This window comes from Microbulbifer mixtoriginis (SeqCode) (assembly GCF_052466695.1).
The window spans coordinates 3161616-3179356 of sequence record NZ_CP174285.1; the positions used below are offsets into that span (position 1 = coordinate 3161616).

Consider the following 17741-nt stretch of genomic DNA (forward strand, 5'->3'; position numbering starts at 1 on the left):
AAATCCTCTATTTAATTTGCCGTTGCCCAAATATCCCCCTCCACTTCTCTGCCCCAGCGGGCCACTTCACTTGTGACCTAGGTAAAGTGCCAGTAATAGAGTTTGAGAAGGGATTCTGACGGTAACCTCTTAATATAAGCTGCCCACCTCTCACTTGAGGCCCCCAAAGCATCGTTTTGAAATAATTCCAACGTGTTGCGCCGCCAACCATAACCCAACGTCCCGCAGCCAAATCAGCCGTTTGTCCTACCCCCGCCCAGGAAGTCACGGAAACGTAACTACCGCGTAGTAGCTGTAAACCTTTTACTATCGGTGCTAGACAAGCAATAGCGCACACCTGCCCACCTGTACCGGTCTCTATCGGATTAATTAACGTCCCAGTATTAGAATCAAAACTATAGGCTGTCGTACCATCTGCGCTAACTGTGTTACCAAACGGCCCGACCCCAACGGTAACTGGAACACCATTTTCATCAAAATAGGTTCCTGGTACTGGAGAAAAATTACCAGTCGGTCCCTTTTGTGCATCCTCATGGTCCCCATCCCAATTCATCGCATACTGCATTCCCGCAGTAATCGCTCCATTGGCAAACTTACCACCACTTAACTCCGAAGTGGTACCGCCAACCACCATACTGGCAAGCCTCTGCATGGATCCCGGCAGCTTGCCGATCGCCGGTGATAACCCTTTGGTGAGGGCCGCAGAGACAAATCCGTGCCCAAACTTACCGCCCTGCAACTTCTCAGCTATACCGCCCACCAAACCATGTGCCATCACCATAGTGGCATAGACCCCCTTAGAGGCCCAAACTCCATTGCTAACCTGCACCGCCCCAGGGGCATTGGCCCCTACCTTATTGGCCGCCCCATAATCGCCGATCGCTTCATAAGCTTTGGCTGAGGCGAAGGAGATTGCAGCAGCCTTGAACCCTTGCATCAATGCTTGCTGAGTTGAAGCTCCAGAACCTTTGGCATAGATCGCGGTGGCTGCCGCATATACCACCGGGTTCATATAGGCGTAATTCATGACTACGGCCTGCATAATCTGCGGAAGGTTTTCACCAAACGACCAGTAGCCGGTAGGATCGGTAAAGGCCATGGGATTGTTGCGTACATAGCTGTAGCGATTGTACCCCTGGCTGTTGGTGGCCCCATCGATTTGCGGGTCGGCCTGCACAAAGCGGCCTAATACCGGGTCGTAAATACGACCGTTCATATGGATCAGACCCACCTCATCGAGGGATTCGTGCCCGGTAAAGCCGCGCGGCGTGATTGCTAGGATATTGCTGAGGGCGTCGCCGTCCAGGGCACTCTGCCAGTCCTGGGCATTACGCCGCTGACCCCAGGGGTCAAAGCTCAATTGCTCGATAACCAGCCCGGCTTCATCCGTCACCGCATCCAGCGAGCCCAGGTGGTCCCTGAGCAGGTAGCGGTTTTTGGTCCCGCTCAGGTAATCCGTTGCATGCTCGCCTTCGCGATTTCCAGCGAACCTGTCCGCCTGCCACTGGCGCAAGTCGGTGTCGTACTTTTCCGTGGTCAGGACAAACCCTGCAATCGTGCGGCGGATCTCGGTGGAGCCGTTTTTATAGACTTTTTCCACATTGCCCAGGTACAGGGTCTCCGTCACTGCGCCGTTGGCATCATCAATGCGCTTCCAGCGCTCGCGCCCGGGGCCGTAGCGGAATTGGGTTCTGTGGTTGCCTTTATCGATACTGAGCGGCTTGTTAAACACGCTGTAACGCAGGGATCGGCCCGTGCTATCCGCAATCAGGTTACCGTTGTTGTCGTAGTGGTAGCTGGTGGTGACACTGCCATTATCGGTTTCACAGACCGCGTGGGGGCCGTAGCTGCTCGCGCACTGGGCGCCGTAGCGATAGTTGCCCACACCGGTTTTGCTGAGAATATTGCCGCTGGTGGAATAGCCGACTCCTACTTGACTGCTACCATCGGCACTTTTCAGCGATACTCCAGTAAGCCGGTTGAGGCCGTCATAGCTGAAGTCCTCGCGCAGGGCTTTTTCCAAACCGGCTTCGCCAGAGTAGTCCTGACGATAGTCCAGGTTGCCGTTGGCCAACCAGTTAAACTGAAGCTTCTGCACATTGCCCAGCCCAGGCATCAGGCCACTGTCGATACTCTTCAGGCGGTTAGTGACAGGATCATAATTCTGCACAACCGTGAGACCATTACCCAGTAGGGTTTGGGTACTGTTACCGCGAGCATCCATACCCTGAAGTTGGTAATAACGCTGGCCTGTGCTGCCTGCGATATAGTCGGGGCTGGTCACTTCGGTAATATAGCCCCACTGCGGATGGTAGTGATTCCAGATGCCCTTGGTATAGGAGGCATCGATCGCTGCCATCTCGTTAGCAGCGTCATAGCTGAGCTTCACCCGACCAAAGCGGTCGTACTCCAGCTTCTGCCAGTGATCGCCGTCCGCACCGGCATCCCCCAAGATGGTGATGGTTTCTTCCGGTCGCGCATAAAAGTCGTAGCCAAGCATTCGGGCGTAGCTGAGCTGGTCAAAGTCTACGGTACAGTTACTGGCAATAGGCGCACTGCTCTCGGCGACAAACACCAGCTTGCCCGCAGCATAGGATACTTTACTGCAGTCCGGGTCGCGGTCGTAATACCAGCGCGTGGCCTTTTCCAGGGCGCCACCAGCTTTGCGATCCTCCCGGTAAATCATGCGACCTAGGGCGTCGTAGTGCATCTCCTGGTAATTGCCTTCGGCATCGGTCTGCCGCTGCAACTCGCCAAATCCGGTATAGATGTAATCCCAGCGCCCCTTGTCGGGATCAACCATGTAGTCTTTGCGCCCGAGCGCATCGTAATGGAGCTGGATTGTAATATTGGCCCCCTGCTCCATATCCACAGTGGTGGTATGGGTCAGATTGCCCTGGATATCGTACTGGTAGGTGACAGTATTGCCGGCATTGTCCGTCACCTTCAGCAATTCACCCAGCACATTGCGATCCTGGTACTTGGTCTGGTTACAGCCGCTGCCACCGGAAGTTGTCGTACTGGTGCGTGCTGTGCCGTCACTTTGCAGCTGGTCGTAAGTGACCGTGATATCACACTGATTGCCGGGCACATCGGTATGCTCAGTGCGCCCGAGCAAGTCGTAATCAAACTTGGTCCAAGCGGCCGTATCACCAGAAAAGTAAGGCAGGCTCTGGCGATCAACACGGCCTAGTTCATCGTACTCCTTGTCTTCAAAAATCCAGCGACCAGCAAATCCGGTGCGGCTACTGCGCAGCTGCCGCCCCAGCTTGTCAAAATACTCAACTGTAGTGCTGCTATTGAAGGTTGTGGTGGTGATTTTATAAGCCGCGCCCGCAGGGCCATTGCTACAGCCTGCGATAGCACAATCCGCTGCCAGGGTTTTGTTAAAAGCTCCTGTCTCAACCCATTTAAAGTAAGATTTACCAAAATCGGAGTAAGCGGTACCCGCGAGTACACCATTAATATCGGCGACGACCTGCGCCTTACCATAATGAGTAAAGCTGGAGGCAAAGGATGTTACCTGCCCGAGGGCATTCTCTTCTGCAACCAGGTAGCGACCTGCGGTGTCATAGTGCCACTTGGTAGTACGATCCTGCTCTCCCTGAGCGCTTGATGTCGCTGATACTTTATTACCAAATTTGTCATACCCATAAGCAGTAGTTACCGAGAGAGCCGGGTTATCCGGTTCAACGGTTTCGCTGTTGAGCAGACCACTGTCAGGATCATAGGTAAAGGCCGATACGCGGGTTTCCGAGGGTAATCCAGTCAATGGCTTAGTGGTTGTCACCTCCGTACGAGTCAAACGTCCCAGATACCAGAGCTCAGCATTGTTGTCATAGGTATTCTGAGTGGTTTTTCTGAATAGAAGCCGATCTAGGCCATCATAATTTTCAATCTGCAATGAAGAGATATTGCCGAATTTACGATCATCACCTGAGTTGTAGGTCGTTGTGGTAACCGTCTTCTGTGCTTTTTCCAGGTTCAGAGTAAAACTGGTTTCGGTGGCGGTACGCACATAAGGTAAAACGGTTCCCGGTACCGGTACAAAACTATCCAGCGTATTCACCGCTGTAGAGATCAGTTTTGAAGACGGATCATCAATCTCACAGCTCACCAGCTTCGTAGGCTCCAGGCACTTGGCTGTACTCGCCGGCATGCCAACAAACGGATAATCCTGGCGATACACGGTGGTAGTTACCACCCCTGTTTGCTCATCAATAGAGGAAACTTTCTCGAAACCGAGATGACCGCGTCCACCAGCCTGGATTCGGGCCGCCTCATATTTATAAGACACTGCAACCTGATGATTGGTATCGGCCGCAATCGGCGCCGTGCTCTCAACTCGGGAGACCAAAAAGCTCGGAGCAATCAGATCTACAATACCGGAGCCGCTGCCAAACTCCAGGGCTGCGGCGCCGGTGCCCTTGGTGTAAGTATGCTCTGTTGAAACCCCCGGTAAATTCATTCTACGGTAGTGAATATCAGTCACCGAACCCAGCCCATGGGTAATCTTGGTGATTTCGTCCGTGGGCATTAGGTTGTTACCAGAATCATGGTAAGCCACAATATCGCCATGTTTTCCGCTATTGCTGTAGCTCAGCTGCATATGACTAGCGAACCCATCCCCCTCCAGGTCCAGAAAGAAGTGCGCATAGTTACGATCAGCTTGAGGGGAAAAATCATATCCAGGTGCTGCAAACAGTTCCTCACGCTCAAAGCGGTCTCCATCCCAATAGTGGCGTACCATCTTAGGGGTGCTCAGGGTAGTGTCGACAGCCATCATGTCGAGCACCCCATCGCCATCGTAATCGGTGAAAGCTATAGGTTGGCCAGCGGGAATCGTATGATTACTAGCAATAAATCTTAAGCCAGTATTGATATTCGCATACCAATTTCCCTGTGCTTTGCTTTTATATAAATAATCGGTTAAACCATCGCCGTTGATATCTGCAGGCAATAATTCTGAACCACTGGGATCAGCAGAATAAGCTATCTCGTAATCGCCCCAACTGGTTTCAACAAAACTTCCACCTTCCGTATGGAGAAGCATCCATAGGTGTGTGTCGTTGGTGGAATCACAGACCCCGTCTATCCGTCCAACTGGTGTACACTTCCAATGAATTCTCGCATACAGGTCGACACGGCCGTCGCCATTAAAGTCGGCTAAGCGGGTGCCGGCCAGGCTAATATCTGGCCAGAAGTCTCCACTCTCAATATCACCCAATTTCTCCAGGGAATCCCCAAACACCAGTGGGAACGTCTTCTCTTTTGGATTGAATCGGTACCCACCGACACCGTCACGCTGCATGGAATGAATAACCAGCTTGGGCAAATCCCCTCCGGGCACTCCAGCAACAAGACGCACCAAATCTGGGAGACCGTCACCATCAATATCTTGTAAAAGGGAATTGCTTGTACCCTTGGCTGGTATCCCAGTATCGATCGGCGTGCTGGAAAAACCTGCTCCTGAATAACGGTGTACTTTCCAGTTGCTATCGGTAGCAACAATGAGGTCCAACTTCCCTGTGCCAAAGTAATCCGCCAAGTGCCAAGACATAGGCTGATCAACGTGGTTTTTGGGCAATTTTATATCCCCCGCATCCACATAATTCAGGCGATAGTTGCCAAGATAGCTTTCTGCAGTTGCTACGCTAACGAAGTAATCACTGCCACTACTATTTCGACGCACCCAAGTCAGATCCTCGTGTCCATCACCGTCCACATCGGCTGAGCGCGGGGAGTAGAAGCTAGCGGTTAAATCTTGATTACCGCTAGTGAAATCTTCAGATTTATCGCCATAGCCAATATTTGGTTGACTCCAATTAAAGGTGGTCGGAGCCAGGCAATTTGCCCCCACGCACTCCTGAATAGATTCAAGTAAGGATCGCCCCGTACTCGCACTGGCGATATAGCCAAGCTTGTAAGTGCGAAGCTCTTTGTTCTCAGAGTAAGAGGTTATGGTAGCCAGGCGCTTGGTTTGAGAGGTGACAGTGCCAAGCCAATAACCGGAAGAAGTATCGGCTCTGCTATCACTGTAGTGAAATTCAATACGGTTTGAGGCAGCCACCCCATCGTTGCTCGCATACTCTATGCGATTAATCAGGTGCTCCCCTTTTGCTACATCTTTTTGGTAGTGATAAGAAATCGTGTTACCGACACTGTCACTGAAAGTCGACTGGGCCCACATCAACTTCACTGCACTATTCCTGCCAACACCAGTCAAATAGCTGTCAGTCGTTACACCATAATAGGAGATTGAGCCATCCTTACGGCGCACCTCAAAATAGTCCGGGCCATTACGGTCTCCGAACTGTGTTACCAGTGTGAATGAGTCCACCGCTGTTCGATATTCGGTGCCAGCTTCACCGTAAGCCCCAGAGGTTGCCACCAGTCGCTGGCCATCCAGACAAAAGCGGTCTCCCAATCCAAGCGAAAGGTCATTATCAAACCCATCTTGTTCCCGCGTCATCCGGCAGCGAATAATGGTTGAAAGGCCCGAGATACCCCAGCCTACACCAGCAGGTCCATTACCACCCGATCCCGCGTAACTGAGCGCAATTTTCGGAGCAACATCACCGGAAGCTGGCCCGGTAAGAATCGGTATTGAATAGGATGGCGTTCCCGATTCTGTCACTCTAAATTGCCCGGCGGTTTCACCCACCAAGTCAGAAGCCACCACCTCTGAACTGGCTGCTGAAGGGATATTGATCGCTGACGGTGCCTCCCCCGAAGGAAGGGGGCTTGGGTTCTGGTTATTAACAACCTTCACCGGTTGCGATTCGGTCGGACCATTACAAACTTCGAAATCGCCCTGTTTATTACAGGCCCAAACCCGGAATTTATATTGGCCGTTCTCAAGACCGGCGATGGCGGTCGTATTACCGGCGCCTCGGTAGCTGAGAATAGCTTGGTCTAAAACCTGAGGATCAACCTGCTGACCGCTGGATATACTATCGTTCGTCCAGGCAGTTTGCCCTGAATCTACATCGTAACTGCCCTGCTCCAGATAAAACTGTACGACTCTATTGGCTGGATTACTCCAGATCACTTCCACTTTGCCATCGTAGATCACCGCTGGGGTCGCACTAATGGACTCTATAGATCCCGGCCTATGGGCCACGTGTAGTGATTCGGCCGAGGAATAGCCGGAACAGGCTCTAGGGTTACAAGCTTCAACCTGGTAACTGTGAGTGCCGTCATCCTTGCCGTTAACCGTATAGGTCGTCGAGGAGGAGTCACCGTCCTCTCCCAGAACAACCTTGCCATTTTCCTTGAGCACAAAGGTTCCATGGGGAGCATCCAGGTACTGACCCGCTTGATAGCGCCAGGAAACGCTGTAGTTGCCCGAAGTACTATTTTCAAGTGGTTCAATTGTTGGGGCACTCGGTAGTGGCACATGCCACACCTGAACTTTTACGGTATCACTCCAGGCGCTCAAATCGCAGTCAAAATAACTATTACAGCCGCGAACACGATAGTAATAGGTTCCATCCTCTTTTCCGCTAAATGATGCCCCAAGGGTCTGGGTCACGGCGCTGTTAAAGTCGCCCGTGGCAGACTCCTGATATTCCCAGTATTCAATAAAGTCCCCTGGGTTTTCGGCAATCTGAAAAGAGTAATTTCCGTCCCAATCATATCCTTTATAGTCAGTCTCTCCGTGTTCAAGGCTAACTATCGCTTTAACCGGAGGATAGATAATCCTACCGTAGACACGCTCTTCGCCTCCAAGAGGCAGTGATACCCACTCCGAATTTTCATTCGCCTGGGCATGGGCAGCTTCAAGGTGGAAAGAAATTTGTCCTGGTTTTAAAAAAGGGCCAACCTGACATCCACCTTCAGCGCCCTCGCACATGTAGTTAGAGCCATTTTTTACTTGGCTGGATACCACTCGAACCTTGGCCGTACCGCCGCCAAAACTCCAACTGAGGCTGAACTTACCATCGGTAGAAATACTCGGAGAAAGGAACAACAGTGGGTGCTGGTAAGTCAACGAGGTACGCCAACCACTGCATGCCCTCCCCGCAGGCTCCACATTGCATGACTTGACTCTAAAGACGTAACGGCCTGCACTAACGCCTGCGACTGTCGCCGTTAAAGCACTTCCGCGATACTGTTCTTCCCAGGCACCATCAGCCGTTTCTAATTCGAGTACAAACTCGTCGTTGTTACCCTCTCCCGCTTCCCAGTAAACCGAGATTTCATCCGCGCTAGAGCCAGCCTCGACTTCAATAGTGCGCGGAACAGCAGGCGCTAGTATCACGTCTACGAAGGATGTAACCCCCGCGGTAGAACAATCGCCACTGATACAGCCTCGCACCTGGTACCCATAACGGCCAGACTCTGATTGAGTCACGGTAACGCTATTGGTATTGATATCCTGCCAAGGGCCAGCGTTAACCCGGTATTGGTAGTGATCAATCGTAAACGGCGCGGGATCCCAAGAGACGGTATATTGGCCATTCGTACTGACTTCGGGATTGATAGCGGCTGTGCGAGCATTCAAGCGCTTGACAACTTTACTGCCCAGAGTCCCGGTGCAACCATAAATTATTGCTCCATCGCTATGGCAGTGCTCCAGTAGATATTGATACTCTCCCTCTCCTCGATCTTCAATCGGGCCACCGATCGACTCCTGGGTTGGCAACCTGAGATAAGCACGATAAGCCGTTTCCCCCGGCCCCCGTTCACTGATGCGCACAGAGTCCGCTAAATTTGTCCAGAACAATGTGTAATCTGTCGCTAAAACAGGGCCAGAAATACTGGAGTTCGAAGCGCCTCCATCATAAACAATCTCTGCAGAGGCTGAGTAAGCTGAGCAGGCAAAATCATTACACGCTCTCACTTGGTAATACCAAGTACCAGTCCTTAAATCACTATCAGGATAAAAAGTCTTATTGGCGGAATACACCAGCTCCCAAGGACCATCAAAAACCTTTCTTCTTAACTGGTAGGCACTAATCGCTCCAGCAGGCTGGCTCCAGCTAACGACGTTTGACCCACCACTACTCATCGTTGGAATTCCAGGGGTGCCCGGAGGTGTCCGTACTTTCAGCTCTTTACTTTCAGAGCTCGTGTTACAAGACCAATCGTATCCATTACAGGCAAGCACTCTAAACTTCCACTCGCCATCAGTTAAACCCTTAACAGGCTCACTGAGATCCGTTTGTGAGGTCCCAATACGCAACCAGGAGCCACTATTTTGCTTTTCTTTTTCGAGATAATAATAAGTGGCATTACCTGAAGGCTTAGCCCAAGTAAGGTTGACTTCGCCATTGCTACTCTGCGTTGAGGAAAGCGTGGGGGCTTGAGCACTGCCCGGCACCTTGCGATAGAGCATCACATTACTGGCGCTACTGTAATTACCACAGTTATATTCTGGAGAGGCGCCACCGCCTTCACTGAACACCATGCAGGATTTTAAAGAGTATGTGTACTGCCCATCACTCGATGGAGCACTAATCTCTATACGAGTAGTCGGCCCTTTTACCTCCCAGGTGCGCCCACTTTGGTTCTCCTTCAAAAAGAAGGCATTACCGACCCGGGATGACCAAGTGATTGCAACCTTTGAAGCGGCGTGTGTTGAGGGGGCTGTCGGTGCAGTACCTGCTGAAGGGTAGTTCACAGCTGTCTGTTTCTGTCCACCCGTTGTACAAGACCAACTATGGGTGTTACAGGCTCTTACTTTATATAAATAAGTGCCCTGGCCCTTATCTTTTACCGAGAAGCTGCGGGAGGTGCCGGTGTTATGACTTGTCCAACTGGAACCATTGTTACTACTCTCAAGCAGCTCATAATAGGAAACTGTGCCGGAAGCCGCTGACCAGCTAATACTATAATAACCATTCAGGCTAGTTGTTGGGTTGTTTGGTGTTCCTGGTGTGCCAGGCCTTCGTCTTACCGTAAGGGTATTCCCACCATATCTCCAACCACCGCATCCTGAAGCGTTACAGGCCCTAACAGCATAGTTATAAACAGCATCAGTCCGTCCACTTAGCCACTTGCTCCTTGCTGTACCAGAATAAACTGCCACGTATGAGCCTGAGTTTTTCTTTTCTCTCAATTCATATCGAGAAACAATGCCACTAGCAGTACCCCAGGAAATTGTAAACTCACCATTATTATCGGTTTTGGGTATTAAAACTGAACTGGGAATACCAGGCACAGGTACCTTTACTGTTACGCTAACATCACCTAGCGATGACAGCCCACCAGCTACCCACTCCTGGATAATTGGGTTCCAAACTTCGCTATAAACTGCGGTAACTGAGTAAGTGTATGTTCCATTTTCTGTATGAGAGAAGGTCCTACTAGTAACGTTTGATACATGATAGGTACCAATTAGTGTCGATCCCCTTCGGACATTGATCGAATAGTATTCAGCTGATGAGTTATAAGACCAACTAATCTTATGTGTGCCTGTAGAGCTGGTTGTGCTTGTATAAACTGCTGCATTAGCGGAACCTCCCCCCAAAAAGAAAAAAATCAGAATTACCACAGAAGCAACTATTGTTGCTCGCATTGGCTTAATACCAGTAGAGGCAGACGGACCAGCTACCTTCTGTATAGGACTTTTCGCCTCACTGAACAGATAAAAACCCAAATACGGCAGGAGCAAACAAAGGCTTAGAAACATCAAAGAAATACTCAACATGAGATCAAGAAAACGAAACGGAATAGGTTTGGTCTATTGCTCTACAAGGAAATACATCCATACGGAGGGCTAGCAGTAAATAATATAAAGTACGTCTTCATATTTTAATTCACTGCATGCACTATCTTCCATCCACATATGTAAACAAAAGAAAAGATATACATCTTAGGCTGGCAGGACAGGTAGATACTTTGTGTTACTTGAGTGATCTAATATCTCGATAAAAGAAGAAATAGAATATAAACAGACATGTAAAAACCGCACTCTCACTCTCACTCTCAAAATGTTGAGAGCACGATAATCTTAAAATACCAACCAGGCCCCTTATCTCCCTCCAAAAACTGCCCCGAAATGTCTTTAACTCCAATGTACACGGCAACCCCCTGATAAAAACCAGCTTCAGTCAGTCCTCATCACGCTTATTTTCTTTAGGCTTTCCAAAGCCAGTGAAACAAATTTTTATAGCAACGCGCCATTAAGAAAAATTAACCAGCACTAGGAGCAACTTCAAAATAATAAGGAGTAGTGAAGTTTTTCCTCCGGAAACAATAATTTAAAAAGAGAACGTCATCGACACCTTACAAGACTATTTTACAAGCACGGCTAATTCAGCATCGCTTTATATCCCAACTACAGATCAATGGGAGCAGCGGATAAAACGAAGGCCCAAATATAGAATCCCACAAGCAGAATTTTCGAAGAACAGTACAAACCTTAGGACCTGGGAGTAAAGGGGTAACAATTTGGGGAGGCCAGATTGGGCAGGCTAAAGTGAGCTCTCGGCCTTCTCTCTTCGGATACCGATAAAACCTTTAGTGTCCGTTGGTGGGCTTTATACCAGCTTCCAGCCTAAAAGAGCTTTTCATATAAAACCGGTGAGTCAGAGTGGGCTAAACTTGCTTGGTGTCAATGCCAATTAGGGTAACGCCCTTCACCATTTCAAGCACAATCAGTCTTCTATTGATAGTGCTTTGTTATTGGCAGCAGCCTTATGAAACCCTCCTTCCAAGTGTTCTGCCAATGTCCGCTTGCGACCCTTGCCCATAAAGGCCCCATCATACGTCGGTCAAACGTAGTTTGGAGATAGTTACGATAGCGGAGAGAACCAGTGAATTTAACCGATGTTACTGACAGGTTAGTACTCTTTGAGTTTTCTAGACATAAATGAAGACAACCGGCAGCCATAAGGCTGCCGGCGGAGGGTATGAGTCAGGCCAACTCGCCGATCACACCGCGCAGTTTATCCACAATCGCATCGATCTCGTGTTTTTCGATAATCAGCGGTGGGGACATACACAGAGCATCGCCGATACCACGCGCCATTACCCCAGATTCCCAGGCCATAAGGGAAGCCTTGCCTCCGAACTTACCTTTGAGGTTTTCAGGGGCACGTAGCTCGATAGCACCAACCAGGCCGTAGTTACGCACATCGATCACATTGTCCATATCCGCCAGGCTGTGCAGGGCATTTTCCCAGTGCTGCCCGATTTCACCAGACGCGCGCGTGAGCAGACCTTCGCGCTCGTAAATATCCAGAGTCGCCATACCCGCAGCGCAGGCCACTGGATGTGCGGAATAGGTGTAACCGTGGAAAAATTCCACCATACCTTCGGCGGCTGCATTCATAACAGTGTTATGAATTTCGTCTTTTACAAACACCGCACTCAAAGGCACCGCCGCATTGGTAATACCTTTCGCGGAGGTGATCATATCCGGAGTCACATCGAACTCGATAGAAGCGAAAGCGGAACCGGTGCGGCCCCAACCGGAAATCACCTCATCAAAAATCAGCAGCAGATCGTGCTTGTCACAGATCTCGCGCAGGCGCTTCAGGTAACCTTTGGGTGGCAGTACTACACCACCGGCACCGGCAAACGGCTCGACAATGACCGCAGCAATTTGATCGGCACCGTGGAAAGCCACCAGGCGTTCCAGGTCTTCCGCAAGCTCTATACCGTGCTCCGGCAAACCGCGACTAAAGGCGTTGCGCTCGATATCCAGAGTGTGACGCATATGGTTGGCTTTCACCGGCTGGCCAAAGCCCTGGTAATTGGGGGCGATACCGCCCACGGAAATACCGCCAAAGTTCACCCCGTGGTAGCCCTTTTCGCGACCGATAAACATGGTGCGAGTGCCCTTGCCACGCGCACGCTGGTATTGCAGAGCAATTTTCAGCGCGGTCTCTACAGCCTCGGAACCGGAGTTACCGAAAAATACATGGTCCAGGCCATCGGGAGTGTGCTTTACCAAGCGCTCGGAGTATTCAAAGCCCAACTCGTGACCAAAATTGAAGATGGAGCTGTAATCCAGGGTTTTCGCCTGGTGATAAATGGCTTCAGCAATTTCTGTGCGGCCATGACCGGCATTACTGCACCAGAGACCGGCGGTGGCATCAATAATCTGGCGACCACCTTTTTCGGTAAGGTAGATACCCTCGGCGCGCTCAACAATCCGCGGGGCAGATTTAAAGGTGCGGTTGGGGGTAAATGGCATCCAGAAAGCGTTGGTTGGCATTTCAGACATAAACTATATCTCCGCAAGTTCCCTGAAACTTCAAAATATTTACATTGGGGAGCCAGCGACTCCCACGAATTTTTTCAGGCGCTTGTGCAATCTCAGACAAGCGCACGGCACTGCCGTTCGAAACTAAAAATCAGGCGCCGAAGCAGCAGTATTTGGTTTCGTAGAATTCGGCCATGCCTTCGACACCGCCCTCGCGGCCGATACCGGATTCTTTGTTGCCGCCAAAAGGCGCTACGGTGGTGGAGAATACCCCGGTGTTACAGGCAATCATGCCGTAATCCAGCGCTTCCACCACACGGTTCGCGCGGCGAATGTTCTCGCTCATCACATAGGCAGCCAAACCGTAAGGGGTATCGTTGGCACGGCGGATCACATCGGCTTCATCGGTAAACTTCTGTACTGCGGCGATGGGACCAAAGTTCTCCTCCTGAGCCACCCGCATAGCATCTGTGACGCCGGTCAGCAGGGTGGGCGCGAAATAGTTTTCTCCATTGGGCAGCTGCTCACCGCCAATCTCAATTTTCGCCCCGGCTTCTACCGCATCCTGTACCAGGTCCTGTACCCGATCCACCGCGCGGCGATAAATCATCGGCCCCATGCTGACACCTTCTTCGGAGCCATGGCCGATTTTCAGTGAGGCCACTTCGGCACGCAGCTTTTCCACAAACTCATCGTGTACCGACTCGTGCACATAAATGCGATTGGTGGCCACACACACCTGGCCGGCGTTGCGGAATTTGGTCGCCACGCAGGCCTGCACTGCCGTCTCCATATCCGCATCGTCGAATACGATAAAGGGCGCATTGCCGCCTAGTTCCATGGACATCTTCTTCACGGTACTGGCGCACTGCGCCATCAGCAGCTTGCCCACAGCGGTGGAGCCGGTGAAGGTAAATTTGGCCACGCGCGGGTCTTGGGTCAGTACCTTGCCGATGCCCGGTGAATCGCTGCCGGTCACCACATTGATGGTGCCCTTGGGAAGACCCGCTTCCTCTGCCAGCTGGCACAACGCCAATGCGGACAGTGGAGTCTCCAGTGCCGGCTTGATCACCACGGTACAGCCGGCTGCCAGCGCCGGCGCCGCCTTGCGGGTAATCATGGCGTTGGGGAAGTTCCAGGGAGTGATGCAGGTCACCACACCTACCGGCTGGCGAATGGTGCTCAGGCGCATCGCCGGATTGTGGGTAGGGATCGTCTGGCCGTAGGCTCGGCGACACTCTTCAGCAAACCACTCGATAAAAGAGGCGCCATAAATAATTTCCCCCTTGGCCTCTGCCAGAGGCTTACCCTGCTCGAAAGTGAGGAGACGCGCTAAATCATCGCTGTTATCCATAATCAGCTGGTACCAGCGCTTGAGGATGGCAGCACGTTCGCCGGCGGTGCGGCGGCTCCACTCCGGGAAGGCGGCGCTCGCAGCTGCTACCGCCGCCTCTGCATCCTCCGCTGAACCATCGGCCACTAAGCCCAGTACTTCGCCATTGGCCGGATCGCGCACCTCTGCGGTACCCGCAGCATCCCGCCACTCTCCATCGATATAGTTCTGAGACTTCAACAGGTTTGGATTCGCCAGTTCCACCGGAAAACTCCTGATAATTTACTGTTATTAATGGTATTGCGGCGATTCTGGCCGCAGCAGCCCAGGGAGAATAGTAGTATTTTTCGAACTAAAGTTTATATTTATCAAACTTAAGGGTGAAGTGGCTTGTCCACCCCAATCCCCACTCCGCGGGCAGTGCCTAAGCTACGGCAAACTAACTCAAATAACACGGGATAAATCGGCAGATGGGCAAGACAAAAAGCGCCTTGGGCGGGCGCCTCAGCGATATAGACCTTCGCCTGTTACGAGTTTTCCGTGAAGTGGTGCGCGCCGGTGGCCTGGCGCCTGCAGAGGTGGCCCTCAATATCGGCCGCTCCACCATTAGCGTACATATTTCCGACCTGGAAGCCCGCCTGGGTATGCAATTGTGCCTGCGCTCCCGCGGTCGTGCCGACTTCAAACTGACACCTGAGGGGGAGTCACTCTTCGAGGCCATCCTCGAATTGGATGGCCATCTGGAGGCCTTTAAAAGCCAGGTGAATGCCATTCAGTCTCACCTCACCGGAAATCTGCGTCTGGTGATGCCAGACGATGTGCTGGAGATACCACAACTGGATCTACCGGCAACCATTGCCCACCTTCGCCAACAGGCCCCCCAGCTACACCTGGAGGTACAACTTGCCGCTCCCCAGGAACTGGAGCTGGAGATACTCGCCGGCCGCGCCGATGTGGGGATTAACCCCTTGCACACACGTCGACCAGGCTTGGAATACCAGCCGCTATTCCACCACCAATCCACACTCTACTGTGGCGCCCAACACCCATGTGCCCAAGCGGATCAGGTCAGCGAGGAATTACTTACTCAGCAGGAACTGGCAGCCCCCAGTCATGCCGTGCTCTCTGGCGCGGCTCACCTTTACCGATTATTTCCCAACCGTTCCACCGCTAACCACATGGCCGCAAGGCTCGCGATGATTCTATCCGGCTGTTTTGTGGGCTTTCTACCGGATTATCTCGCACAAAAATATGTGGCGTGCGGCAAACTGAAGCCGCTACTGGCCGAGCGTTTTCACTACCGCATTCAGAATGCTGCCACTTTTAAAAAGAATGCAGCAGACCACCCAGCTGTGCAGCTATTTTTGCGGGCTTTAGTAATTAAAAACTAACTACCGGCAAAGCCACAGTAGCCTAAATTGGTCTAGCTTACTGCTTCCCAGACGAAAGACCTATAAGCCATTAATGACTGGCAATAAACCTTAAGGCTTGCACTGTTATAAAAATGCAGCATATATACAATAACTGCGTGTCAAAATGAATCACATGGAAGCTTTATGATCGACTTTGAAAGTTCACCTATATTCAAACTGAAGCCTATTGATATCTCCGAGGCTAGAGATGATTTCAATAAATTTTTAATTGAAAGTGAATCTATCTTCGCAGGGTTCAAAACCATTCGCGATCAGGTGGTTTTCACCAACAAAAGAATTATCGCAGCCAACGTCCAGGGAATTACCGGCTCCAAGGTCGACTACACATCACTGCCCTACAGTAAAATACAGGCGTTTTCTGTAGAAAGCTCTGGCACCTTAGACCTGGACTGTGAAATCGTGGTGTATCTCAGCGAGGTGGGAAAGGTCAAATTTGAAATCAAAGGGTCTTTTGATCTTATCCAATTTAATCAATATATCAGTAAGTATGTACTGGCTTAACAATATTGAAGGAAGTCACAATTTAGGCCTTCAATTTTAATGTTAAGTCGGTATATTTAAGCCACCACAGATTTTATACACAAGAGAGGGAAGTTCATGTCACACATGTGGTTAGAAAGTTTGATTACCGAGAATGCACAGCAAGGGTTTGAATTGGCCATGAAACTATCCAGAATGGGAGTGAAATACACCCAACCTTCGGATGAGGTCAGAGGCAAGTTGAGAGCTTCCTACGAGGAAAACGCAGATAGCTTGATCGCCTCATCCCAGGTAGTTGCCATCAACTTTCAGACAGTAGCTGCCGCCAATAACTACTGGCGCGGTTAAGAGATTTCAGCGCTTTACATTGAATTTGAAAATTAGCTAAAAGTTCTGTAAAGCGCCTCTCCCCCTTCCTCACAATAATTATCCAGTCAAGCTTTACCTAAATAAAACCGGTCTCCCTGGCTGATATTCAACAGAATTCACTATAAACATCAAGAAACACCAGTATCTCCAATTTTTCAATCTATATTGCAACTATTCTTTCTTTTGGATGCCCGTGGCAGAGAAACCTTGATCTAGACATTGGTATAGATATCGATAAAGGTAAGACTCAATTGAGCGGATCACATTGCCATTGGTACCTATCTCCTTTTGGAATATGGAGTGGTAATAGACATGAGTGAGCAAGAAGAACGACTTGTTACGGTCTGGGAAACCCATACAGCAGCCGAGTTTGAGCTAAAGGATGCTGATGCTGCTATCGCCACTATGACCGACAACCCTGTTTTAATTCACGTCCCGGTAAACACAGGTGCAACCGGAAAGGAACCCCTGAGGAACTTCTATCGGGATATTTTTATACCGCAGATGCCGACCGATGTTAGCCTGGAGCTACTGACTCGCACAGTAGGAAAACACAGAGTTATCGATGAGTTTATCCTGCATTTGACACACTCCCTGCGTATGGATTGGTTCGCTCCAGGTATCGAAGCCACGGGAAGGAAACTGTCTGTTCCCCATGTTGCAGTAATTGACTTTGACGGCGATAGGATCAGCTCAGAACATATCTATTGGGATCAAGCCTCTGTACTTAAACAAATGGGATTTTTGGATAACCAACTGCCAATTATTGGCAAGAGTCAATGCGAGCGGCTACTCAATGCCAATGCCCCAGCCAACGAACTCATCCCATAAAGTATAAAAGCTAATAAACGGTAATCCTTAGCAATATTGGGCTTTCTTCTAGTGCGCTCACCTTTCTTTCGCCAGCCGGTGAGATTGACCACTCTATGCCAGCCATTGTGCTTCATTCAAATTTTTGCCCTAATGCATC

Annotated in this window: 7 protein-coding genes; 4 read left to right on the top strand and 3 right to left on the bottom strand. The window is 50.6% G+C overall.

Annotation, left to right across the window (positions count from 1 at the left end; genetic code table 11):
* Positions 1 to 7: 7 nt before the first annotated feature.
* From ACJJI0_RS13680 to ACJJI0_RS13690, 3 genes are all read right to left on the bottom strand, one after another.
* The gene (locus ACJJI0_RS13680) at positions 8 to 9625 is read right to left on the bottom strand and encodes an RHS repeat-associated core domain-containing protein (protein WP_444883022.1); all 9618 of its coding nucleotides are present in this window, start codon (positions 9623 to 9625) and stop codon (positions 8 to 10) included.
* A gap of 2238 nt (positions 9626 to 11863) precedes the next feature.
* On the bottom strand, positions 11864 to 13177 hold the full coding sequence (aptA, locus tag ACJJI0_RS13685; RefSeq protein WP_252083630.1) for an omega-aminotransferase AptA: 1314 nt from the start codon (positions 13175 to 13177) through the stop codon (positions 11864 to 11866).
* A 130-nt stretch (positions 13178 to 13307) separates the two neighbouring features.
* The gene (locus tag ACJJI0_RS13690; protein WP_444883023.1) at positions 13308 to 14753 is read right to left on the bottom strand and encodes an NAD-dependent succinate-semialdehyde dehydrogenase; all 1446 of its coding nucleotides are present in this window, start codon (positions 14751 to 14753) and stop codon (positions 13308 to 13310) included.
* Positions 14754 to 14959: 206 nt separating this feature from the next.
* Between ACJJI0_RS13690 and ACJJI0_RS13695 the strand changes: the two genes are divergently transcribed.
* The 4 genes from ACJJI0_RS13695 to ACJJI0_RS13710 all read left to right on the top strand — a co-directional run bounded on the left by ACJJI0_RS13695 (position 14960) and on the right by ACJJI0_RS13710 (position 17602).
* Complete coding sequence (locus ACJJI0_RS13695) at positions 14960 to 15880, top strand: LysR family transcriptional regulator (protein WP_252083631.1); 921 nt, start codon at positions 14960 to 14962, stop codon at positions 15878 to 15880.
* 165 nt (positions 15881 to 16045) lie between these two features.
* Complete coding sequence (locus tag ACJJI0_RS13700) at positions 16046 to 16423, top strand: PH domain-containing protein (protein WP_444883024.1); 378 nt, start codon at positions 16046 to 16048, stop codon at positions 16421 to 16423.
* Between the two features lie 96 nt (positions 16424 to 16519).
* Positions 16520 to 16750, top strand: a complete 231-nt coding sequence (locus tag ACJJI0_RS13705) for a hexameric tyrosine-coordinated heme protein (protein ID WP_152455425.1) — start codon at positions 16520 to 16522, stop codon at positions 16748 to 16750.
* A 333-nt stretch (positions 16751 to 17083) separates the two neighbouring features.
* The gene (locus tag ACJJI0_RS13710) at positions 17084 to 17602 is read left to right on the top strand and encodes a nuclear transport factor 2 family protein (protein ID WP_444883025.1); all 519 of its coding nucleotides are present in this window, start codon (positions 17084 to 17086) and stop codon (positions 17600 to 17602) included.
* The last annotated feature ends 139 nt before the right edge of the window (positions 17603 to 17741 follow it).